The sequence below is a fragment of the Winogradskyella wichelsiae genome (assembly GCF_013403925.1).
Classification (GTDB): Bacteria; Bacteroidota; Bacteroidia; order Flavobacteriales; family Flavobacteriaceae; genus Winogradskyella; species Winogradskyella wichelsiae.
Map to the genome: position 1 here is coordinate 180198 of NZ_JABFDJ010000002.1, position 22922 is coordinate 203119.

21 protein-coding genes and 2 tRNA genes are annotated in these 22922 nt (G+C 31.7%); 11 read left to right on the forward strand and 12 right to left on the reverse strand.

All coding sequences use genetic code 11. The features are described 5' to 3' along the window. Positions 1–4 precede the first annotated feature (4 nt). Both HM985_RS04440 and HM985_RS04445 read left to right on the forward strand, forming a co-directional pair. A complete protein-coding gene (locus HM985_RS04440; protein ID WP_179375101.1) occupies positions 5–1672 on the forward strand; it encodes a C45 family autoproteolytic acyltransferase/hydolase in 1668 nt (555 codons plus the stop codon). Next, the gene (locus HM985_RS04445; protein WP_179375102.1) at positions 1669–2958 is read left to right on the forward strand and encodes a phenylacetate--CoA ligase family protein; all 1290 of its coding nucleotides are present in this window, start codon (positions 1669–1671) and stop codon (positions 2956–2958) included. The genes HM985_RS04440 and HM985_RS04445 overlap by 4 nt, the downstream gene beginning before the upstream one ends. A 161-nt stretch (positions 2959–3119) precedes the next feature. Here HM985_RS04445 and HM985_RS04450 read toward each other — a convergent pair. The 3 genes from HM985_RS04450 to mutS form a co-directional block, all read right to left on the reverse strand. After that, positions 3120–3203, reverse strand: a tRNA-Leu gene (locus tag HM985_RS04450). A gap of 49 nt (positions 3204–3252) precedes the next feature. After that, positions 3253–3324, reverse strand: a tRNA-Gly gene (locus tag HM985_RS04455). 92 nt (positions 3325–3416) lie between these two features. After that, complete coding sequence (gene mutS, locus HM985_RS04460; protein ID WP_179375103.1) at positions 3417–6029, reverse strand: DNA mismatch repair protein MutS; 2613 nt, start codon at positions 6027–6029, stop codon at positions 3417–3419. A 183-nt stretch (positions 6030–6212) separates the two neighbouring features. Here mutS and HM985_RS04465 point away from each other — a divergent pair, with 183 nt between their 5' ends. Beyond that, the gene (locus HM985_RS04465) at positions 6213–6749 is read left to right on the forward strand and encodes an RNA methyltransferase (RefSeq protein ID WP_179375104.1); all 537 of its coding nucleotides are present in this window, start codon (positions 6213–6215) and stop codon (positions 6747–6749) included. Between the two features lie 76 nt (positions 6750–6825). After that, complete coding sequence (locus HM985_RS04470; protein WP_246284955.1) at positions 6826–7479, forward strand: class I SAM-dependent methyltransferase; 654 nt, start codon at positions 6826–6828, stop codon at positions 7477–7479. A gap of 48 nt (positions 7480–7527) precedes the next feature. Here HM985_RS04470 and HM985_RS04475 read toward each other — a convergent pair whose 3' ends face one another. Continuing rightward, entirely contained in the window at positions 7528–7932 is a 405-nt protein-coding gene (locus HM985_RS04475) for a hypothetical protein (protein WP_179375105.1), read from the reverse strand. 124 nt (positions 7933–8056) lie between these two features. On the opposite strand from HM985_RS04475, the gene HM985_RS04480 reads away from it, so the two are divergent. Further along, positions 8057–8440, forward strand: a complete 384-nt coding sequence (locus HM985_RS04480; protein ID WP_179375106.1) for a roadblock/LC7 domain-containing protein — start codon at positions 8057–8059, stop codon at positions 8438–8440. A gap of 29 nt (positions 8441–8469) precedes the next feature. Further along, positions 8470–8844 carry a hypothetical protein gene (locus tag HM985_RS04485; RefSeq protein WP_179375107.1) on the forward strand — a complete coding sequence of 125 codons (375 nt, stop codon included), beginning with the start codon at positions 8470–8472 and terminating at the stop codon, positions 8842–8844. A 66-nt stretch (positions 8845–8910) separates the two neighbouring features. Here HM985_RS04485 and folK read toward each other — a convergent pair whose 3' ends face one another. After that, positions 8911–10038, reverse strand: coding sequence for a 2-amino-4-hydroxy-6-hydroxymethyldihydropteridine diphosphokinase (gene folK, locus HM985_RS04490; protein ID WP_179375108.1), 1128 nt, complete (start codon positions 10036–10038; stop codon positions 8911–8913). Between the two features lie 212 nt (positions 10039–10250). Between folK and HM985_RS04495 the strand changes: the two genes are divergently transcribed. From HM985_RS04495 to HM985_RS04515, 5 genes are all read left to right on the forward strand, one after another. Then, positions 10251–10955 (forward strand): queuosine precursor transporter, encoded by a 705-nt coding sequence (locus HM985_RS04495; RefSeq protein ID WP_179375109.1) that lies wholly within the window; start codon positions 10251–10253, stop codon positions 10953–10955. Between the two features lie 147 nt (positions 10956–11102). Next, a complete protein-coding gene (locus HM985_RS04500) occupies positions 11103–13790 on the forward strand; it encodes an AsmA-like C-terminal region-containing protein (RefSeq protein ID WP_179375110.1) in 2688 nt (895 codons plus the stop codon). A gap of 114 nt (positions 13791–13904) precedes the next feature. Beyond that, a complete protein-coding gene (locus tag HM985_RS04505; RefSeq protein WP_179375111.1) occupies positions 13905–14768 on the forward strand; it encodes a sigma-70 family RNA polymerase sigma factor in 864 nt (287 codons plus the stop codon). A 209-nt stretch (positions 14769–14977) separates the two neighbouring features. After that, positions 14978–15172 carry a 30S ribosomal protein S21 gene (gene rpsU / locus HM985_RS04510; protein WP_173587106.1) on the forward strand — a complete coding sequence of 65 codons (195 nt, stop codon included), beginning with the start codon at positions 14978–14980 and terminating at the stop codon, positions 15170–15172. Positions 15173–15298: 126 nt separating this feature from the next. Then, entirely contained in the window at positions 15299–15817 is a 519-nt protein-coding gene (locus HM985_RS04515) for a gamma carbonic anhydrase family protein (RefSeq protein ID WP_179375112.1), read from the forward strand. Between the two features lie 33 nt (positions 15818–15850). Here HM985_RS04515 and HM985_RS04520 read toward each other — a convergent pair whose 3' ends face one another. From HM985_RS04520 to porG, 7 genes are all read right to left on the reverse strand, one after another. After that, entirely contained in the window at positions 15851–16198 is a 348-nt protein-coding gene (locus HM985_RS04520; protein ID WP_179375113.1) for a GTPase, read from the reverse strand. Positions 16199–16231: 33 nt separating this feature from the next. Then, entirely contained in the window at positions 16232–17014 is a 783-nt protein-coding gene (gene murI / locus HM985_RS04525) for a glutamate racemase (RefSeq protein ID WP_179375114.1), read from the reverse strand. A gap of 65 nt (positions 17015–17079) precedes the next feature. Further along, entirely contained in the window at positions 17080–17580 is a 501-nt protein-coding gene (locus HM985_RS04530) for an OmpH family outer membrane protein (RefSeq protein ID WP_179375115.1), read from the reverse strand. A 27-nt stretch (positions 17581–17607) separates the two neighbouring features. Further along, positions 17608–18741 carry an OmpH family outer membrane protein gene (locus HM985_RS04535; RefSeq protein WP_246284956.1) on the reverse strand — a complete coding sequence of 378 codons (1134 nt, stop codon included), beginning with the start codon at positions 18739–18741 and terminating at the stop codon, positions 17608–17610. Positions 18742–18882: 141 nt separating this feature from the next. Beyond that, positions 18883–21444 (reverse strand): outer membrane protein assembly factor BamA, encoded by a 2562-nt coding sequence (bamA, locus tag HM985_RS04540; RefSeq protein WP_179375116.1) that lies wholly within the window; start codon positions 21442–21444, stop codon positions 18883–18885. Next, a complete protein-coding gene (locus HM985_RS04545; protein ID WP_179375117.1) occupies positions 21416–22156 on the reverse strand; it encodes an isoprenyl transferase in 741 nt (246 codons plus the stop codon). The genes bamA and HM985_RS04545 overlap by 29 nt, the downstream gene beginning before the upstream one ends. Further along, positions 22157–22846: a type IX secretion system protein PorG gene (gene porG / locus HM985_RS04550; protein ID WP_179375118.1), complete on the reverse strand. Its 690-nt coding sequence runs from the start codon at positions 22844–22846 to the stop codon at positions 22157–22159. Positions 22847–22922: the final 76 nt, after the last annotated feature.

Consider the following 22922-nt stretch of genomic DNA (forward strand, 5'->3'; position numbering starts at 1 on the left):
TGCTATGAAGATTAACTTAAGCATATATTACGGGCTTTTACTTCTTCTTTTTGTAAGTCTAACCTCGTGCGGAATTTCAAAATCATTACATGATGTTCCCGATGTAAGTGCTTATAATTCGGTAATTCCAGAACGCGTTAAAACTTCTGATTCTACCTTCACCCTAGGAAATAATCACCTAAGCAAAAACCAACAAGGTTTATGGGAACTTTATGTTGAAGGAAATCCTTATCAGAGAGGTTTAATTACAGGAAGTCTTACTCAAGAATTATTCCATAAGCAAGAAAGTATTTTTGTTTCTAAAATAGACAAATTTGTACCTTCTAAAACTAAACAAGCTTTATTAAGACGCTTTTTGGCTTGGTATAATAGAAAACTATATCTTAATGTTCCATTAGAATATAAAACAGAAATTCTAGGCCTTTCTAAATATGCTTCCCCTGATTATAATTACATTGCAGATCCTTATTTAAGAGTTCTTTATTTTCATGGCGCCCACGATATTGGACATGCCTTACAAGATTTAGCCTTAGTTGGTTGCACATCATTTGCTGCCTGGGATGAAAAAACCGCAGACGGAAGTCTAATTATTGGTCGGAATTTAGATTTTTATGCTGGCGATGATTTTGCTGAAGAAAAAATTATATCCTTTACAAATCCCACAGAAGGCAATAAATTTATGTCGGTAACTTGGGCCGGAATGCTAGGTGTTCTTTCAGGTATGAATGAACACGGCTTAACCGTAACCATAAATGCAGGAAAATCTAAAATTCCGCTCATAGCAAAAACACCTATTTCTATTTTAAATCGTGAAATTTTACAATACGCTTCCAATATTAAGGAAGCCATTGCTATTGCAAAAAAACGTCAAGTATTTGTTTCCGAATCTATTTTAGTGGGAAGTGCTGAAGATAGAAAAGCTGTAATAATTGAAGTGTCACCTCATAATTTTGGTGTGTATGACGTTGAAAACTCAAATCAATTGATATGCTCTAACCATTTTCAAAGTGAAGCTTATGCAAATGATAAAAATAATTTAAAACATATAGAAGAAAGTCATTCGCAATACCGCTACGAACGCATGGAAGAACTTCTGGACCAGAACCCAAAATTGACACCAGAAATAGCCGTAGATATTTTAAGAAATAAAGAAGGTTTACACAACAAAGCTATTGGTTATGGTAATGAAAAAGCTTTAAATCAACTATTAGCACATCATTCAGTCGTTTTCAAACCCGAACAACGTTTAGTTTGGGTATCTTCAAACCCTTATCAATTAGGCGAATTTGTCGCATACGATTTAAATGAAATATTTAAAACCCCCACAAAAACTGCTCTTGCAAATACGGCTTTAAATATTGAGGAAGACCCTTTTCAATACACAGAAGCTTATAAAAATTATCAAAGCTATAGACATCTTAGACATGAAGTACTCACAGCAATTGGTAATAATGACACTATAGATTTAGAAAAGCTTTTACAGTTAGAAAAATTAAATCTAGAATACTGGGAATCCTATTATATCGTTGGCACTTACTATTATAAAAAAGGATATTACACAGCAGCTTTAGAGGCTTTCAAAATCGCTAAAACAAAAGAAATTACTACTGTTCCTGACGAAGAACAAGTAGATAAATACATTAAAAAATTAAAAAGAAAGTTAGAATTATGATTCCTGAAATAGAATATGCTTCCAAAGCTGAAATAAATAACTTTCAAGTTGAAAAACTAAAGGTTCTTTTACAGTATTTAAATACAAATTCTGCTTTTTATAAGCGTTTATTTAGCACTCATAAAATTGATATTTCAACTATTAATTCGCTTGAAGATTTAGCTGCAATTCCAACGACCACAAAAGACGATTTACAGCAATATAATGACGATTTTATTTGTGTCCCAAAAAACAAAATTGTGGATTATGTAACGACTTCGGGTACTTTGGGTGATCCAGTACTTTTTGGACTCACAGATAACGATTTAGACCGTTTAGCATATAACGAAGCCATCTCTTTTGCTTGTGCTGGAGTTGGACAGGATGATGTGATTCAGCTTATGACCACAATAGATCGACGTTTCATGGCAGGTTTGGCTTATTTTTTAGGAGCAAGAAAACTTGGTTCTGGAATTATTAGAGTTGGTAATGGTATTCCAGAACTACAATGGGATTCTATTTTAAAATTTAAACCCACATACATTATTGCAGTGCCTTCCTTTTTATTAAAATTGATAGAATATGCCAAACAGCATAACATAGACCTCAACAACTCAGGAATAAAAGGAGCAATTTGCATTGGTGAACCTTTAAGGGCTCAAGATTTTTCGTTAAACACCTTATCTAAAAAAATAAAAGAAAGCTGGAATATTGAATTGTATTCTACTTACGCTTCTACCGAAATGAATACAGCTTTTACGGAATGCGAACAACAAAAAGGAGGACACCAACACCCAGAATTAATTATTACAGAAATATTAGACGATAACAACCAACCTGTAGCCAAAGGAGAGTCTGGAGAACTTACCATTACCACCTTAGGTGTAGAAGGTATGCCTCTACTTAGATTTAAAACAGGAGATATTGTAAAAGCACATTATGAAAAATGTGAGTGTGGCAGAAACACCAAGCGATTAGGACCTGTGATTGGCAGAAAAAAACAAATGATAAAATATAAAGGCACAACTTTATATCCACCAGCAATGCATAATATTTTAAACGATTTTAACGAGGTAGAAGCGTTTGTTATAGAACTTTCTCACAATTCCATAGGAACTGACGAAATCCTCATTAAAATAGCCGTAAACACACCAAGCGAAAGCTTGTTACAAAGCATAAAGAATCATTTTAGAGCAAAGCTACGCGTATTACCAAAAATTGAATTTAGCGACAAAAAGGAAATTCAGAAATTACAATTCCCAAAAATGAGTAGAAAACCAGTAATGGTTATTGATAAGCGGAAGTAATTTTAGAATAATAAATGGTGCTCTATCGAGTATTAATGGTAATCTATAAAAAAGCAATTCAAAGTACGGAATTGCTTTTTTTTAGATTTTAGAAATCCATCAACTAGTATTCCTGAAATTTTAAAATGAAAAAAGCCTCTATCTTTCGATAAAGGCTTTAGTACTGAAGACGGGACTTGAACCCGTACGTCCTAATGGACATTGGATTTTAAGTCCAACGTGTCTACCAATTCCACCACTTCAGCATTATAATTACAAATAAATGTAATCAAATTGGTATATTTTTGTATTCAGAGCGAAAGATGGGATTTGAACCCACGACCTCCACCTTGGCAAGGTGATGCTCTACCCCTGAGCTACTTTCGCAATTTTAATGAACGTTTCGCTCTGTAAGCGGGTGCAAATTTACACTTTATTTTAGAATCACAAAACATTTTTTAAAAAAAATTAAAAAAAATTTAACCTTGCTTTTTCTTCATCAACATTCTTTTAATTTCATTGAGCTTCATTAAAGCCTCAACAGGTGTTAAGGTATCTATGTCCGTATGGATGATTTCGTCCTTAATTTCAACGAGTAATGGGTCATCTAAATTAAAAAAGCTGAGCTGCAAATCGTCTTTTAAGCCTTTTACTTTATCAGTTAGCTCTTCACTAGAATGCGATTTCTCTAATTTCGATAAAATTTTGTTTGCACGTCGGATGACTTGCTGAGGCATTCCCGCCATTTTAGCAACATGAATACCAAAACTATGCTCGCTTCCACCTTCAACCAATTTCCGAACAAAAAGCACATTGTCTTTTAATTCCTTTACAGCAACATTGAAATTTTTAATACGACCAAAAGTCTCAGTCATTTCATTTAACTCATGATAATGCGTTGCAAAAAGCGTTTTAGGCTTAGAGGGATGTTCATGTAAATATTCACTAATAGCCCAAGCGATAGAAATACCATCGTATGTACTAGTTCCTCTTCCTATTTCATCTAATAACACTAAACTTCGGTCTGAAATATTATTAAGAATAGAAGCCGTCTCATTCATTTCTACCATAAAAGTAGATTCACCCATCGAAATATTATCGCTAGCTCCTACTCTAGTAAAAATCTTATCTACTAATCCTATACGCGCTTCGCCTGCAGGCACAAAACTTCCTATTTGCGCTAATAATACAATTAAAGCAGTTTGTCTTAAAATAGCCGACTTACCAGACATGTTAGGTCCGGTAATCATAATAATCTGTTGCGTTTCTCTATCTAAAAAAACATCATTTGCAATATAAGGTTCACCAATGGGTAATTGTTTTTCAATCACCGGGTGACGACCATCTTTAATTTCTAAATCGTAACTATCATCAATTTGTGGGTAGACATATTTATTTGCATTTGCTAAACTTGCAAAACCACATAAACAATCTAATTGCCCAATAAGTTGGGCATTCTGTTGTACCGAAATAATAAATTGATGCATCCAAGTGACCAACTCACCAAATAATTGTTGCTCTATAGCTAAAATACGTTCTTCTGCTCCTAAAATCTTTGCTTCATACTCTTTAAGCTCTTCAGTAATGTAACGCTCTGCATTTACTAAAGTTTGCTTTCTAATCCATTCTTCAGGAACTTTATCTTTATGTGCATTTCTAACCTCTATATAATACCCAAAAACGTTGTTCGACGCTATTTTTAAAGATGTGATCCCCGTGCGTTCGCTTTCGCGCTTTAACATATTATCTAAATAAGTTTTTCCGGATTGAGACAAACTTCTTAATTCATCTAACTCTTCTGAAAAACCAACAGCAATTGTATGCCCTTTCAAAACATTTACAGGAGCTTCTTCGTTTAAGGTTTCCTTAATTTTTTCGCGCAATAAATCACAACGATGTAAATTATCACCCAGTATTTTTAAAGCTTCATTCTCGCAAGTTTCTGCTACCGATTTAATAGGCACAATAGCATCTAACGAGTTTTTAAGTTGAATAACTTCTCGTGGGGAAACTTTTACCGTTGCTATTTTTGAAATAAGACGTTCAATGTCTCCTATTTGTTTTATTTGTGTTTGAACCTTTTCTAAAACCGTTTCGTTTTCAAGCAAATATTTAACGACTTCATGACGCTGTTTTATTTTTTCAGCATGCTTAAGAGGCAATGCTAACCAACGTTTTAGCATACGCCCACCCATTGCCGAAATCGTTTTATCAATAACGTTAATTAAAGTTACCGCATTGGCATTGGTAGAATGGTATAATTCTAAATTCCGGATAGTAAATTTATCCATCCACACATAATCATCGGTAGCAATTCTCGAAACCGTAGCAATATGTTCTAATTTATTATGGCGTGTTTCTCCTAAATAATGAAGCACTACCCCTGAAGCAATAATTCCTTCATATAAATCTTCAATTCCAAAACCTTTAAGCGTTTTTGTGTTGAAATGCTTGGTTAAAGTTTCATTAGCATAATCGGCTTGAAATACCCAATCCTCTAAATAAAAGGTATGAAAATCATTTCCGAAGGTTTCAGAAAACACTTTTCTACTTTTCTTAGAAATTAAAACTTCACTTGGATTAAAATTTTGAAGTAACTTATCTACATATTCCGCATTTCCTTGCGACGTTAAAAATTCACCTGTAGAAATATCTAAGAATGCAATTCCGATACGTTCCTTTTCAAAATAAACAGCTGCTAAAAAATTATTCGATTTAGAGTGTAAAATATCATCATTAAAAGCCACACCAGGCGTTACTAACTCTGTAACTCCACGTTTTACAATAGTTTTGGTTTGCTTAGGATCTTCTAATTGGTCGCAAATAGCCACACGTTCACCTGCTCTAACTAATTTAGGTAAATAAGTATTTAAAGAATGATGTGGAAAACCAGCCAACTCAATTTCACTCTCACTACCCGCACCACGCTTGGTTAAAATAATATCTAAAATTTTAGACGCTTTAACAGCATCACTACCAAATGTTTCGTAAAAATCACCAACTCTAAACAATAACAATGCATCCGGATATTTCACCTTAATGGCATTATACTGTTTCATTAGTGGGGTTACTTTTTTTGCGGATTTAGCCAATGGTAATCTGGTTTTAAGTTATATTTTTGCCTTGAAAAATTTCAGAATTGCAAGTTTGCTAAATTACTTATATTTTGAGGCTTATTAAAACCGAAAGACTAGAAGTTATTTACAGATATTGGTAATTACACTTTTCAGACCTGCAAGGTTTTAAAAATCTGCCAGGTCTCCAAAACGATAAAAATGCGTAAATTAAAAAACGAAGAACTAGACCGATTAGAAGTTTCAGAATTTAAAACCGCTGAAAAATCGCCAATCATTATTATACTCGATAATATTAGAAGCCTAAATAATATTGGTTCTGTGTTTAGAACTAGTGATGCTTTTTTAATCGAAAAAATCTATTTGTGTGGTATTACTGCACAACCTCCACATAACGACATTAGAAAAACAGCCCTAGGAAGTACAGAAACCGTGGATTGGGAATATGCAGAAAACACTTTAGATGTTATTGAGAAACTAAAGGCAGAAAGCGTTAATATCTGTTCAATAGAGCAAGCTGAAAATGCTACGATGTTAAACAAATTTGCACCTCAACCTCATAAAAAATACGCTTTTGTATTTGGAAACGAAGTAAAAGGTGTTGCACAAGATGTTGTGGACGCAAGTGATGTTGTGATTGAAATTCCGCAATACGGCACCAAACATTCCTTAAATATTTCTGTGAGTTGTGGTGTGGTGATTTGGGATGTGTTTTCGAAGATAGAAGATAGAAGATAGAAATTTTCTATTTAGGCTTTTATTTCTTGAATGAAGCTGAATAACTTCGCTTTTTATTTACCTTAATAAAAAACAAATGAAAAACCCTTGGCCTACTAAAGCCGTAATGGAACAGATTTACGACAAGAAACTTTGGGGCGGAAAAGACTTTGATTTTTATTCAGGTGAAGGTTCTCATCTTACAGAAATCACTCAACCTTATTTATATTCGGTTATTAGCTTCCTAAAATCTCATGATAATGATTTAGTGGTTTGCGATTTAGGTTGCGGCGATTTTAATATTGGAAAAAATTTAACCAAATACACTAAAACATATATTGCGGTTGATATTGTTGAAAGTCTTATTGAAAGAAATAAAACACTTTTTAAAAATGAAAATTTAGAATTTCATTGTTTAAACATTGTAGAAGACGAACTTCCTAAAGCAGATTGTGCGATTATAAGACAAGTACTTCAACACTTATCGAATTCTGAAATACTTAAGATTGTAGAGAAATTAAAAAACTATAAATACATTATACTAACAGAACATTTACCTATAGGTGACTTTGAGGCTAATAAAGATAAAATTGCAAGCCAAGGCATTCGATTAAAACAAAATAGTGGTGTTGATCTATTGAAAGCACCTTTCAATTTAGAAATTAAAAAAGAAAAACAATTAGCTGAAACTATTTTAAAAAACAGTAAAATAGCTACAAAATTGCAAATCTTACAAACTACCAACCTTTAAATATAAACCTCTACATATAATTAAAGCAAAGCACCGAAGCAAATACATTTAACGCACCCTACTTTTCTTAAAGAAACCTTGCTTCATGCGTTCTGAGTATGTTCTTGTTTTTCCAGATTCTGGATTAGCTCCTTTATCTATCTCAATATTTAAATTAGATTCTTCTTGATTTGGAATACTATCCTCAATTGTTGATTCAATTTCCTTTAACAATATAGTATCTTCAGAAATAACAACCTCACTCACATCTGTTATTTCCGCCAGTTTTTCATCTACTTTTTCTTCATCTTTTTCTTCATCTTTTTCTTCTTCTTCTTTTTCTGGAATAAAATCAACTTGTTTAAACTTATCGAAATCGCCAATTATATCATCGAATTCTTCGGTAAAAACATATTCATTCTCTTCACTCGGGCTAACCCTAAATGAATTAAACTTTTTTTTCCTTTCATTCAAAATCCTAATTAACTCTGACTTAATAATAATAACCATTCTTGAAATATTTTAAAAATCAAAAGTAGTAGTTTTTTTTAATATTTAGACACATCTACGTGAGTTAAATATTACAAATTATGTTTTTTTGTCTGAAAAAATTGCATTTCATAGGATTTATATTACTTTTGTCGAAGAAAATTACAATAATAAAATGATTAATCTAGATAAAGTAAAACAAGATACAGGTGCCACCATCGCAATACTGATGGATGAAAACGGCAAATTATTAGACTCTACAACCACTGATTACGCAGAAAATTTTGCCCTCATGGCAGAAACGGCATTCTCCATGTGCAACGATTTGTTAAATGACTTAAAAAACAGTGATCTACAACAATTGATTGCAAAATCAGATGAACATTACTTTATAATAAATAAATTAAAATCTAATTCTTTTTTATTAATAACATCTAGTGACTTATCAAAATTAGGCTTATTAATAAAATACATGAGCTCATTAAATAAATAACCTTAATTTCTAATTAAAAATAACCAATTATGTCAAATTTTTTAAATCAATTTACAAAAGACGTTGAAGCCAACTTACCTGGATTTATCGCAGTATGTGTTACTGAAGTTAGTACAGGTATCTGCTACGTATCTCACTCAGTTAAGGCTGATTTTGATCCTGAAATAGCAGCTGCATTTAACTTAGAGGTAGTAAAAGCAAAGAAAAATGCAATAAGCCAACTTGGTTTAGACAGTAAGATTCAAGATATTCTTATTACATTAGACAATCAAATTCACATAATTGATGTTTCTGAAAATGGTGAATATTTTATATACTTAGCTGTGGATTCATCTAAAGCCAACTTAGGTATGACTAGAGCGTTATTAAAAAAATACAAGAAAGATATAGTTAGCGAACTATAGTATTCTACAAAAGCAAGCATGGGATTAGATAAATAATTTATTTAATCCCATTTTATTGTTTACAATTTAAATGGTTATCTCATTAAGTAACCATAAATAATCTTCACGAGATTTTACAAAATCCTTATCTGAAATATCAATAATCTTGACATTCATATCTTGTTGACTCTTTAAAAATTCAAGATAACCAGCGTTTATTTTTTCGAGATAATCGTCTTTAATATCCTTCTCGTAATTGCGCCCACGTTTTTTTATATTAGCTTGTAAACGTTCTGTATTTTGATACAGATAAATGTACAAATCTGGCTTAGCAATATCTTTATAGACTTGGTAAAATAATTTTCGGTATAATCTAAATTCATCTTCTTGCAAAGTAATCTTAGAAAAAATTAAAGACTTAAAGACATCATAATCACTTACCATAAAATCTTTAAATAAGTCGAGTTGCGATAAATCGTCACTAATTTGTTGGTAGCGATCTGCTAAAAAAGACATTTCTAAAGTAAAGGCATAACGCTCTGGTTCTTTATAGAATTTTGGTAGAAATGGATTATCTGCAAAACGTTCTAAAATTAGTTTTGCATTAAAGTCCTTGGCTATCTTATTTGCTAAACTAGTTTTACCAGCACCAATATTTCCCTCAATAGCTATATAACTGCGGTTATTAAAAGTGTATGCTTTTCCTGGATTTTCTAAGCAAAAATTTAAAGGTTCAATTTCAGAATCATCATTACATTCTGAAAGTAATAATTCAACAGATTTCTTCAAAACAGGATGTACAAAATCTTTTGAAATATCTAAAAGTGGTTCTAAAACAAATTTTCGTTTATGTAATTCTAGATGCGGAATCGTTAACATTTTTTCTTCAAGGATTTCATCTTCGAAAAATAAAATATCTAAATCAACTTCACGAGACTCATAACCTTTGGTCATTTTTGGTTTTCGTCCTAATGCTACTTCAATGGTTTGAAGTTCTTTCAGTACTTTTTTAGGTTTTAGATCCGTTTCTACCGCAATACAAGCATTATAAAAATCATCTCCTTCAAATCCAAAAGCAGGTGTTTTATAGACCTTAGAAATTTTCACCACTACACCAATACATTTAAAGACCGCATTAATAGCTAATTGCAAATACTGCAATTTATTGCCTTTATTACTTCCTAATGCGATGTGAATGGTTTTGGTTGGCTTCATAAATAGATGCGGATTCTATGCAGAATCTAGATAAACAAAATAACTAAAACAAAATCTATTATACTAATGATTTAAGGACAGTTCTTTTAAAAATAAAATCTTTTGCTTTTCATCATACTTTTCTAATCTAGAGTAAAACTTAAGCATTAGTCGCTCTTGCAACAGAATCAAATTCTATATCTTTACAGAAAACAACTTATAACCACAGCTTAATGACATTAAGAGACAAACTTTTAGCACAACGCATTTATCTCTTACTCGGTAGCCTTTTTATTACATCGCTTGTCGTTTCAAATTTAATATTTCAAAAATTCTTTTATTGGTACCCGCTAGACGTAGAAATATTCGGTTCTAAATTATTTGAAATTTCTGTCGGAATACTTCCCTACCCTATCACTTTTCTAATTACCGATTTAATTAGTGAGATTTATGGAAAAAAACGAGCCAATGATATTGTCGTTGTTGGTATTTTTGCTTCCTTATTTTCATTATTAATAATTTTTATTTCAAGCAATGTGCCGGCCACAGAATGGTCTTATGTAGACAATAAAATGTTTGATACCGTTTTTGGAAACACCACTATTGCTGTTTTTGCAAGTATGCTAACTTATCTGTTTGCCCAATTTATAGATATTCAAATTTATCATTTTTGGAAACGTGTTACCAAAGGCAAACACTTATGGATTCGTAACAATTTTTCCACATGGTTTTCTCAATTTATAGATACCTTTACTATTGTCTTTTTACTTTGCAGCTTTGACATTATAGATTGGGCTAATTTTAAAGGCTTACTTTTAAGTGGTTTTATTTTTAAAGTTATTGTCGCCATATTAGACACTCCATTTTTATATTTTGGAGTCTATTTATTCAGAAAACGTTTCAATTTAAAAGTGAATCAAGAACTAAATTTACTATAGTTAGAATTTTAGCCTGAACAAACAGACGCGTATAAATAGATTCTTAAATCATTAAAATCTTCTTAAACTTATTGACAATAGAAACTTTTATGCAGAAATTTGCGTATCTAGTACTGAGAAGTTATTTTACCAATCCAAACACAGCTTATGAAAAAATTTTTGAAAATTATCGGAATCGTATTAATCTTTTTTATTGCAATTCTTGTAGCGATACCTTTTGTCTTAGAATCTAAAATAGATACGATTGTTCAAAATTATGCAGATGAAAACCTAAATGCCGATTTATCTTTTGATGATATTAGTCTTAGTCTTATAAGCAGTTTTCCGCAAGCTGAGGTTAGTATAGAAAATTTAAAAGTAATAAATAGAGCACCTTTTGCAGGAGAAAGTTTAGCGATAGCGAAATCAATTTCTTTTGAAATGGGAATGATGCAACTATTAAAAGGAACAGAAGATCCTTTAGAAATCAATGAAATTATTGCTAACGAATTACTTTTGGTTATAAAAACTAATAAAACAGGAGCCGTAAATTACGATATAGTAAAAGAAAGCGAAACGACTACTGAAACACCAACAGAAACTGAAAGTTCAGCTGGTTTTAGTTTTGATATTGATAACTACGAATTAAACAATAGTGCCTTTACATATATAGACGAAACATCTAATATGGCATTTTATCTTACAGAAATTAACCATAAAGGAACAGGTATTTTCTCTGGTGGAAAGTCGGAATTAGACACCAATACAGATGCAAATGTTAGTTTTGTAATGGATAGTACCTCTTACCTAAATAACACTCATATTAAATTAGATGCATTAATTGATCTAGATTTAGAGCAACAAAAATATACGTTTAAAGAGAACAAAGCCTACATTAATGCATTACCATTAGAGTTTGATGGCTATATACAATTAGTGGAAGCAGGACAACAAATAGATATTTCTTTTAAAAATCCAGGATCAACTTTTAAAGATTTTTTAGCAATAATACCGGAAGCTTATGCTAAAGATGTTGCTGAAGTAAATACTACAGGAAACTTTTCATTTACAGGAATCGTAAAAGGACTGGTATCTGAAGAGACAATCCCTACTTTAGATATTAATTTACTTTCTGAAAATGCTTCTTTCAAATTTCCACAACTTCCAAAAAGCGTTAAAAATATTGGCATAGATGTCTCAGTAAAAAACACAACTGGAAATGTAGATGACACCTTTGTTAATATTGACAAGTTAAATTTTCAAATTGATGAAGATATTTTTAAAGCAGAAGCCTCTATTAAAAATTTAACTAAAAACATGTTGGTCGCAGCCAAATTAGATGGTTCTTTAAATTTAGCTAATATCACCAAATCATACCCAGTTGAGTTAGATAATGAACTTAGTGGTATTTTAAAAGCGAACATAAGCACCTCTTTTGATATGGATGCTATTGAAACTAATGCTTACCAACGAATTAAAAGTGTTGGTAATGTATCTTTATCTAATTTTGTATTTTCTTCAGATGACATCTTAAATCCGATTCAAATTAATAAAGCAGACTTAAGCTTTAAACCAGGAACCGTAAGTTTAAATAGTTTTGATGCTTTAACTGGTAAAAGTGATTTTTCTGCAACAGGAACCATCAATAATTTACTCGGTTTTATGTTAAGTGATAAAAACTTGGAAGGAAATTTCAACTTAAACTCTAACACGTTTGCACTTTCAGATTTTATGTCTGAAGATACTGTTACTACTGAAACAGAAACTTCTACTAATAACAAATCAAACGAAACTGCAGCTATTGCAGAAGCCCTTAAAATCCCTGCCTTTTTAGATTGTACCATAACCGCCAATGCTAAAACCGTTATTTACGATAATCTAAACTTGAAAAACGTAAAAGGTCAATTGGTAATAAAAGACCAAACAGCGAGTCTTAACAATATGACTACAGATATTTTTAATGGTCAGTTAGGAATTACAGGTAATGTTTCTACTAAAGGAGAAAAACCTACGTTTAATATGAAGCTTGGAATGCAAAATTTTGACATTTCACAATCCTTTTCTGATCTAGAAATGCTAAAAGCATTAGCACCAATAGCAAAGGTATTACAAGGCAAATTTAATTCAACTATAGATATTAGTGGCTTATTAGATGATAGTCTTTCCCCAGACTTAAGTACTATTTCTGGGAGTGCCTTGGCTAAAATTTTAACGGACAAAGTTGATACAAGTAACAGTCCTTTATTAACCAGCTTAGATAGCAAACTAGATTTTATCGATTTTGACGGACTCAACTTAAAAGATATTGTTGCTAATTTAAGCTTTGAAAATGGTAATGTTTCTGTAAAACCATTTTCAATCAATTATAAAGATATTCCTATTGAGATTTCAGGTTCTCATAGTTTCACAAACGTTATGAATTATAGCGCTGTTTTACAAGTACCAGCTAAATATTTAGGAAGTGAAGTCAATCAATTAATAGGAAAAATTAACGATAGCGAAGTAAGTAACCTTACTGTTCCAATTACAGCAAACATTGGTGGTACATTTACGAGTCCAAATATAAAAACAGACTTAACAAGTGGTGTAACAAACTTAACAAAACAATTAGTTGAAATTGAAAAGCAAAAATTAATTGGGCAAGGAAAAGATAAGGTTAAAGATCTATTGAGTGGCCTTGTTGGAGGAAGTTCTAATACAACTAAAACAGATTCTACAGCGACAACTACAGATGAAACCACAAAGCAAACCACAGAAGATAAAGTAAAAGAAGGTGTTGGTAGTATTTTAGGTGGATTATTAGGAGGTAGTAAAAAAAGCAACACTAATAAAACACAAGATTCGACCAAAAATTAACCGTTCATCGCATAAAATAAATAAATTTCCCTAAATTGTGTTAATAAATGCACAATTTTTTGGAATTCTTAATAATTAGGTTACATTGAAGGTTCACAAAATTTCAAAGGATACATGAGGCAATTAAAAATCACCAAGCAGGTTACCAATAGGGAAGATAAATCTTTAGATAAATATCTACAAGACATCAGTAAGATTCCGTTGATAACTGCTGATGAAGAAGTGGAATTAGCACAACTTATTAAAAAAGGTGATCAAGCTGCACTAGATAAATTAACAACAGCCAACCTTAGATTTGTTGTTTCAGTTGCAAAACAATACCAGAATCAAGGATTAAAGTTACCCGATTTAATTAATGAAGGTAATGCAGGTTTGGTAAAAGCAGCAAAGCGCTTTGATGAAACTAGAGGTTTTAAGTTTATTTCTTATGCTGTATGGTGGATTAGACAAGCTATTTTACAAGCTTTAGCTGAGCAGTCTCGTATTGTACGTTTGCCTTTAAATAAAATTGGTACTATTAATAAGATTAATAAAGCCTTTTCTCATTTAGAACAAATAAACCAAAGACCACCAAATGCAGATGAGATTGCTGGCGAACTAGATCTTAGTGTTCGTGAAGTAAAACAATCTATGAAAAACTCTGGTCGTCACCTTTCTATGGATGCTCCATTAAAAGACGGGGAGACGTTTAGTTTATATGATGTAGTAAGCTCTGGTGAATCACCAAGACCAGATCACGATTTAATGCGTGAGTCATTAAATGTAGAAGTAGAACGTGCTTTAGAAACATTGACACAGAAGGAAAGCGACGTTATTCGTTTAAACTTCGGTATTGGAGATCAACCACCAATGACATTGGAAGAAATTGGAAGCATCTACGATTTAACACGCGAACGTGTAAGACAAATTAGAGAAAAAGGAATCCGTAGATTAAGACACGCAAGTAAGAGTAAAATCTTAAAAACATATTTAGGATAGATTAACTGTTTCAGAATAAATCTATTTTTAAAGTCTGAAACATAGGTCACACTGCTAATAGTTTAGGTTTAGACTGTTATTTTTAGAGTTGAAACTTTTAAATATGAAAATAAATGTTTAAAAGTTTCAATTAATTTTTTATTTTCAAATAGTTAAAGTATATTTGCCGACCATTTGCAAGAATTAGTTAACAAAAATATATCGATATAATGATTAAAATCGAAATCAAAGAAGGAGAAAATATAGAACGTGCACTTAAGCGTTACAAGCGTAAACACAGAAATGTGCAAATTATGCAGAACTTAAGAGAAAAGCGTTATTTCGCTAAACCTTCTGTAACAAGAAGAAGAGAAATTCAGAAAGCTGAATATATTCAAGGCTTAAGAGATGCTGAAAACGTATAGTTTTCTCATTCATAAAATTTAAGATTAAAGAGTAGCAAATATGCTACTCTTTTTTGTGTCTTATTTTATCATATTCGAGTTTTTCATTTTATCTTTAAGGTATAATAATTCACTAAAAAAGAAGTTATGCCACTTATAAAAACTGTACAAGGAAAACATCCTCAAATCCCAGAAGATTGCTACGTTGCAGAGAATGCAACTATTGTTGGAGACGTTATATTAGGAAGCCAATGTAGTGTTTGGTTTAATGCCGTAATTAGAGGGGATGTGCACTACATAAAAATTGGAAACAAGGTAAACATCCAAGACGGAGCTATCATACATGCCACATATCAGAAATCACCAACAATAATCGGTAATAATGTCTCTATTGGCCACAATGCAATGGTGCATGGCTGTACGATTCAAGATAACGTGCTTATAGGCATGGGTAGCATTATTATGGACGATTGCGTTATTGAAAGCAATAGCATCATCGCTGCAGGGGCTGTGGTAACTAAAAATACAATCGTAAAATCTGGAAGCATTTATGCTGGTGTTCCTGCCAAAAAAGTAAAAGATATTAGTAAAGAATTGATTTCAGGAGAAATTGATCGTATCGCAAACAATTACGTTGAATACTCGAGCTGGTTTAAAGAAGAGTAAAAAGGGGAATGAAATCTTAATCTTTATAAAAATCTAAAGACTCTCTTTTAATTTTTCAATTAAAGTATCTACAGAAGAAATTTCCGTTAATATATCTGGAGTTAGAACCGTAGTAAACTGTGTCATTTCAAGTTTTAAAACTGTAGGATAATTAAGCTTTACTTTAGGAAATTTAGTTTCAAATTCATCTTTATGATAAAATTCCATTTGAAACTGACTTTCCGCTCTAAAGTTCTTCCATGTTGTATTTTCCTTAAAAACATCATGTGTTAGTGCACAAAGACTGCATTGGTATGTTGAGGGACTTAATAACTTATGGCCAATATCGAATAAGCCATTTAACTTTCCTGAATTTGCGTTATATATAAATAGTAATTTCATAAGGTCTTAGTATATAAAACTTAATGAACCTTACTAAAATTTTAAATGATTTACATTGAATTTATTTTCCAATATTGCATTTAGAACCGTAATATCACTATTTGAAAAAAATTCAATTTTTGGAATTTCTGAATAAGTATTAAGCAAGTCTTGAGATGCTAACACTAAGTTTGTTTGATTTGCTACAGCCCTACCTGAATCAATTATTTTAATATGCTCTGGAAGCATTTTAGAGAGCATAGGTATGAGATATGGGTAATGCGTGCAACCTAGCACTAGGTAATCAATATTTTGCTCTAACATAGGCTTTAAATAAATTTCTAAAAGAGACTGCAACTCTACCGAATTAAGTTGACCTGCTTCTATTAATGGTACAATACCATCACCTACTTGTTCTATAATCTTAATTCTTTCTGAATAAAGATCCGTAGTTTTATGAAAAAGTTGACTACTTAAAGTGCCTTTTGTAGCTAAAATACCAATTGCTTTAGTTTGCGTATTTAAAGCTGCTGGTTTAATTGCTGGTTCTATTCCTATAAATGGAATACTATAATTTGCTCTTAAGTAATCAATAGCATTTGTAGTAGCCGTATTACAGGCTATCACAATAATTTTGCATCCTGTATTAATCAGATATTCCGTATTCTTAATACTGAGTCTAAGAATATCTTCTCTAGATTTATTTCCGTATGGTGCATTTATACTATCTGCTAAATAAACACAACTTTCATTTGGCAATAGTGCATGAATCTCTTTAAATATTGAAGATCCACCAATACCAGAATCAAATATACCGATAGGTTGTTTATTACTCATGACTACAAAAATAAAAAGTCGCTTTATAATAAAAGCGACTTTCTAAATAATTATTTTATTAAAGATTACATCGCTAATTGCTTCTTAACATCTGCCATAAGATCTTTTCCATCGGCTACAATAAGCATTGCAGAATCTACAACATACTTAATACCTTGAGCTTTTGCAACAGCTTTAATTGCGTTATCAGCCTTTTCTACGATAGGCTTTAAAAGATTAAATTCTTTTTCTTGCAAATCTTTCTGAGCTTGTTGCTGAAACTCACCTAAGCTTTGCTTAATGCCTTCAACTTCTTGCATACGCTTCATGTTTTCTTCTTCTGTCTTAGTTTCAGCTTCAGCATTATATTGCTTTAACTTAATATCTAATTCTTTAATTGAAGTTTGAATATCAGCCTCATATGTTTTACCTAATCTTTCAAGCTCAGCTTGTGCTTGAGCATAAGCTGGCATTGCTTTAATTAATTCTTGCTTATTAATATGAGCAACACTACTCTGCGCAGAAGTATAACTTGTAGCTCCAATAAAAAGTACTGCTGCAAATAATAAAGATTTTAAATGTTTCATTTGATTTAAATTGATTTTAATGTATTATTAATTATTCTCTTCGTTTTTCTTAGCTTTCGCTATAGAATCATTTCTTATAACTTGTTCTTCACGCTCTTTTCTTGCCTGTAAGCGTTGTTCTATAATTTTTTGTTTTCTTTCTTCTAATTCTCTCTGTCTAGCTTCTCTTTCCTTCAATTTTTTAGCACGTTCTTCCGTTGCTATTTCTTTGGCCGTTTTAGGTTCTAATAGAGATAATGAATCACTCTTTTCAACTGTATTAACTTTTGTACTATCTGTTTTAATTATTTGCTTAACCTTAGATGTTAGACTATCTGTTTCTATCCTTTTAGATTCAACTTCACTAGATTTTTCATCTGAACTAATGCGTTTGGCATCTTCAATAGCTTGTCTTCTTTCTTCAGCTTCTTTCGCTCTAGTTGCTCTAAGCTCCTCTTGTGCTTTCTTTCTCTCTTCAACTGCCTTTTCACGTTCTGCACGTTTGGCTGCCAATTGACTTTCTCGTTGTGCTTTACGATCTTCTAATGCTTGTTGACGCGCATCCTTATCTCCATTTACCTCTGGCACCACTTCCTCTTCTTCTAAAGCTTTACGTTCTTTTTTATTCTTAGCTTGTGTACGTTTCGACGTTCTGGTAATAGTTCTTAAAACCTGCTCACTCATATCGTAACGTTCAGCGGAATATAACATAACAACATCTGCAGATCTATCAAATACAAAATCATAACTTTTAGTTTCTGCAATTTCTTGAACTGCTGCAAAAATTTGATCTTGTATAGGTTCAATCAACTGACGTTTCTGAATCATTAAATCACCTTCTGGCCCAAAACGTTTTTGTTGATAGTCTAAAACTTCAGCTTCTTCAAATGAAATATCTTCAAAACGCTCATCATATAATTCTTTTGTTAGTAAAACACTTTCATTATCGAGTTCATTTTTTTTCTGTTGAATAGCATTAAGCTTTGTTTCAATCTCAGACTTCCACTGTTGTACTTTTTTAGCTAACTGAGAATTAGCTTCTTGATATTCAGGAACATTTTGTAATATGTATTCTGTATCTATATAACCTATTCTAACTCCACGTTGCGCATTTGCACTGAAGCCCATAACAACAACTATTAGTAAAAAAAGAACTTTAAATTTCATCATTTTAATTTTCATATTTTGAGACAATTTAATTGTAAAACTAATTGTGTAATCAAGTTAGAGTTACTAATCTTCAAATTTAACGAAATATATTCTTAAAAATTTTAACAATGTGATGAAATACTTATTTAGATATTAGAAAATATCATGCCAAACTTAAAATTGTTGCCCTATTATAAAGTGTGTTTCCCAATTTTTAACCGTAGTTCCAAAAGGAGACTCATCAAATGCATGACCAAAGTCAATACCAAGTAAACCAAATGCTGGCATAAAAATCCTTAGACCAAAACCTGCAGATCTTTGAAGTTTGAAAGGGTCAAAGTCTTTAAATTCATTTACAGAAGAACCGGCTTCTACAAATGATAAAGCATATATCTTAGCTTGTGCGCCTAAAGTAATAGGGTAACGAAGCTCTAATGAGAATTTATTATAAATAGATCCACCGTCTGTATCTGAAAGTGATTGATTAGGATAACCACGCAATTGAATAACTTCTCTACCATCTAATGAGTAGTTTGCTAAACCATCTCCACCTAAGAAGAAACGTTCAAAAGGAATTACACCACGATCATTATTATAAGCTCCAAGGAATCCAAATTCAACACTTGGGCGTAAAACAAGCTTTTTAGTTAAAGCTTGATACCAATCTGCTTTAAATTTAATCTTATAAAACTCTAACCATTTAAAACGTTCTTGATCAATCTCTGAAATTCTTTCAGCTGTAGTATTTGAATCTTCTCTTTCTTCAGCTAAAGCTTCATAATCTACACCGTTAACCAATGAATATGGGAATGAAAATTTGGCTGATACAGATATATTAGATCCACCTGTTGGATATATCGGGTCTGTGTAAAGGTTATTTCTACTTAAACCAATAGTATAAGATAAGTTATTTGCAGAACCATCACCAAATGTAAATAGACCAGTGTTATAATTTTTTAGATCATAATGTTGATAACTTACCGCCTGAGATAACACAAAATAATCATCTGGTTCTGATAATCTAGTTGACAGCCCTAAAGTTAAACCTGTAATATTGAAACTACTATCTCTATCTGCACTTCCAGTTGACGAATTATATAAGAATTGTCTTGAATACGAAAGTGAAGATGATAATTGAAAAGGTTTTTTACCACCTAACCATGGCTCACTAAAAGAAAAACTATAGGTCTGAAAATATTGACTCGCCTGAAGCCTTAAAGCTAAGCTTTGACCATCACCTCTAGGTACAGGCTTATAAGCATCTTTTTTAAAGACATCTCTTATTGAAAAGTTGTTAAATGACAGCCCTAAGGTACCAATGAAACCACCACCACCATAACCACCTTGTAGTTGTATCTGACTAGATCCTTGTTCTACAACAGAATACTCAACATCTAATGTTCCGTCTACTGGGTTTGGGTTTTTAACATTTGGTACAATCTGTTGTGCATCAAAAAATCCTAATTGACCAAGTTCTCTAATTGTTCTAATTATTTGAGATTTTTTATAAAGCTCACCTGGACGTGTTCTAATTTCTCTATAAATAACATGATCATTAGTAATATCATTACCGACTACTGTAATATTATTGTAATATGCAGGTTTACCTTCAACGACACGAATCTCCATGTCTATAACATTCCCTTCTGCACTAACCTCTACTGGATTAATACTAGAAAACATATATCCATAATTCTGATAAGCGTTTGTTATATCATTTGCATCTGGATTACTCTCATCTGCAATTCTTTCTCTTAATTCAACTCCATTATAGGTGTCACCCTCTTTAATTCCGAGTAACAGAGATAATTGCTGATCTGTGTATACTGTGTTTCCAACAAAAGTTATCTTACCAAAAGTATATTTATCTCCTTCTTCTACTTTAATATCTAAACTAATAGTTTTGTCATCTAAATATGAAATAGAATCAGATATGATTCTAGCATCTCTGTAACCATTTTCTTTATAATAATCTACAACACTAATTAGATCGGTTCTGAATTCATCTTCAATGTATTTAGAACGTTTTAAAATTCTTAAAAACATTTTTTGCTTCGTACTTTTCATTGCTTTACGAAGCTTTTTGTCAGTAATTTTCTCATTACCTTCAAAATTAATTGACTTTATTTTTACTTTCTCACCTTTATCAATAACGAGGCGCATATCAACACGCTCTTTTTCTATAGAATCAACAACTGCTGAAGTTATAATTTTAACATCTGTATTTAAAAACCCTTTTTTTCTGTATTTATTAGTAAGGTAATTTTTAGTTGTTGCGATTAAGTTTTCGGTAACTTTTTGCCCTGGCTTAAGTTTATTTTCATTTATAATCTCTTCCTTTTTGTTTTTCTTTACACCTTCAATAGTTAACTCTTTTAACTCCGGAAGATCACTAAGATTAATTTCTAAATTAGCAGTTTTTCCTTCTATATTAGTTATATAAATATCAATACTACTAAACAAGTTAGATTTCCATAATGTTTTTACGGCATTGGCTATCTTTTCTCCACCAACTTGAATTTCTTCATCTTTTCTAAGTTTAGAATAGGCAATGATAGTTTGAGCACTAAAATTAGTGTTTCCAGTAACATTAATTTCCTTTATTAGATAAGTCTCACCGTCTTCTACTTGACCGTAACTACTAATTGAAATTGTAAAAAGGAACGCAATAAAAATTCTTTTAATAAATGAATTCAATACTACGTAATTAGGTAAGTTGTTCGCTTGTTTTTCCAAATCTTCGTTCTCTGTTTTGATAATTTATAAGGGCCTCGTATAGATCTTCTTTTTTAAAATCTGGCCATAAAATATCTGTAAAATATAATTCTGCGTAAGCTATTTGCCATAGCAAAAAGTTACTTATACGCTGCTCCCCACTTGTACGTATAAGTAGGTCTACGTCTGGTAAATTTTGCGTGTAAAGATGCTTATTAATAATTGATTCGTCAATACTTTCAGAAGAAATTATATTATTTTTAACTTTAACTGATAATTCCTTAATAACATTAACAATTTCCTCACGAGAACCATAGCTAAGCGCTAGTGTTAATGTCATTCTCGTATTATTTTTGGTTTTCTCAATGACATCCAAGAGTTCTAGATGAGCTTTCTTAGGTAAATCATTTAAACACCCAATAGCACCTAACTTAATATTATTGTCTTGTAAAGTTTTTATTTCTTTCTTAAGAGACTTTACTAAAAGCTTCATTAAAGTTTGAACTTCTAATTTTGGCCTGTTCCAATTCTCTGTAGAAAATGCATAAAGCGTTAAATTCTTAATTCCTAATTTGGCACAGCTTTCAACGGTTTGTCTAACAGATTTTGTTCCGTTTTCATGACCTATAACACGCAATAAGCCTTGTTGTTTAGCCCAACGACCATTCCCATCCATAATAATTGCTATATGATTGGGCAACTTCTCTATATTTATTTGTTCTCTTAAGCTCATTTAAAAATTGCAATAGCATGGTCTTCTGCCAAAGGTGTAAGTTAATGTAATTCCTGAAAACATATACCAATCATTATTATTTGTATTTCCAAAACTTAATGATTCTAGATCAACTGAATCTGGAACACTACCATCTAATTCATCAGAAAAGGTATAACGTGCGCCAATTTCTGCTGCTAAAATAATATGATTGCTAATGTTTGTTTTATAACCTAATGCCATAGGAATACCTAAAGCCCAACTGGATGTATCTTCTGAAGTATATTCTCCTGTGTTAGAAAAATAATAATTATCATGACTTGTTAGCGTTATTCCTGAATATAGATAAGGAGTTCCTTTCATCCCCGAAGAATGCAGATCGAAATCTAAAAATGTAAACTCCATACCTGCTGAAAGCTCTATGATGTTTGAATTAAACTCGTACCCACGTTCTTGCCTTCTTGGATCGTCAGACTTTAAATCATCACCATTTAATTCTGAAAATATTATGGAAGCTCTAAAGGAATGTCTCGGACTTCTGTTCCATCTTGCCAGAACACCCAATGCCAACTGATTTGGTGATATATAATCAGTAGCACCCACATCTCCAATAAAATTACTCCCACCAGCAAACACGCCAATCTCATAGATTTGAGCATCAACGTTATTCGTGATAAAAACACTTAATATAAACAGTAAAAAGTACTTCATAAATTTTTCAAAGTTTGCAAATATAACAATTCTGATTTGTGTAAAGAAACTTGACACAAATAGGTACTACAAATAA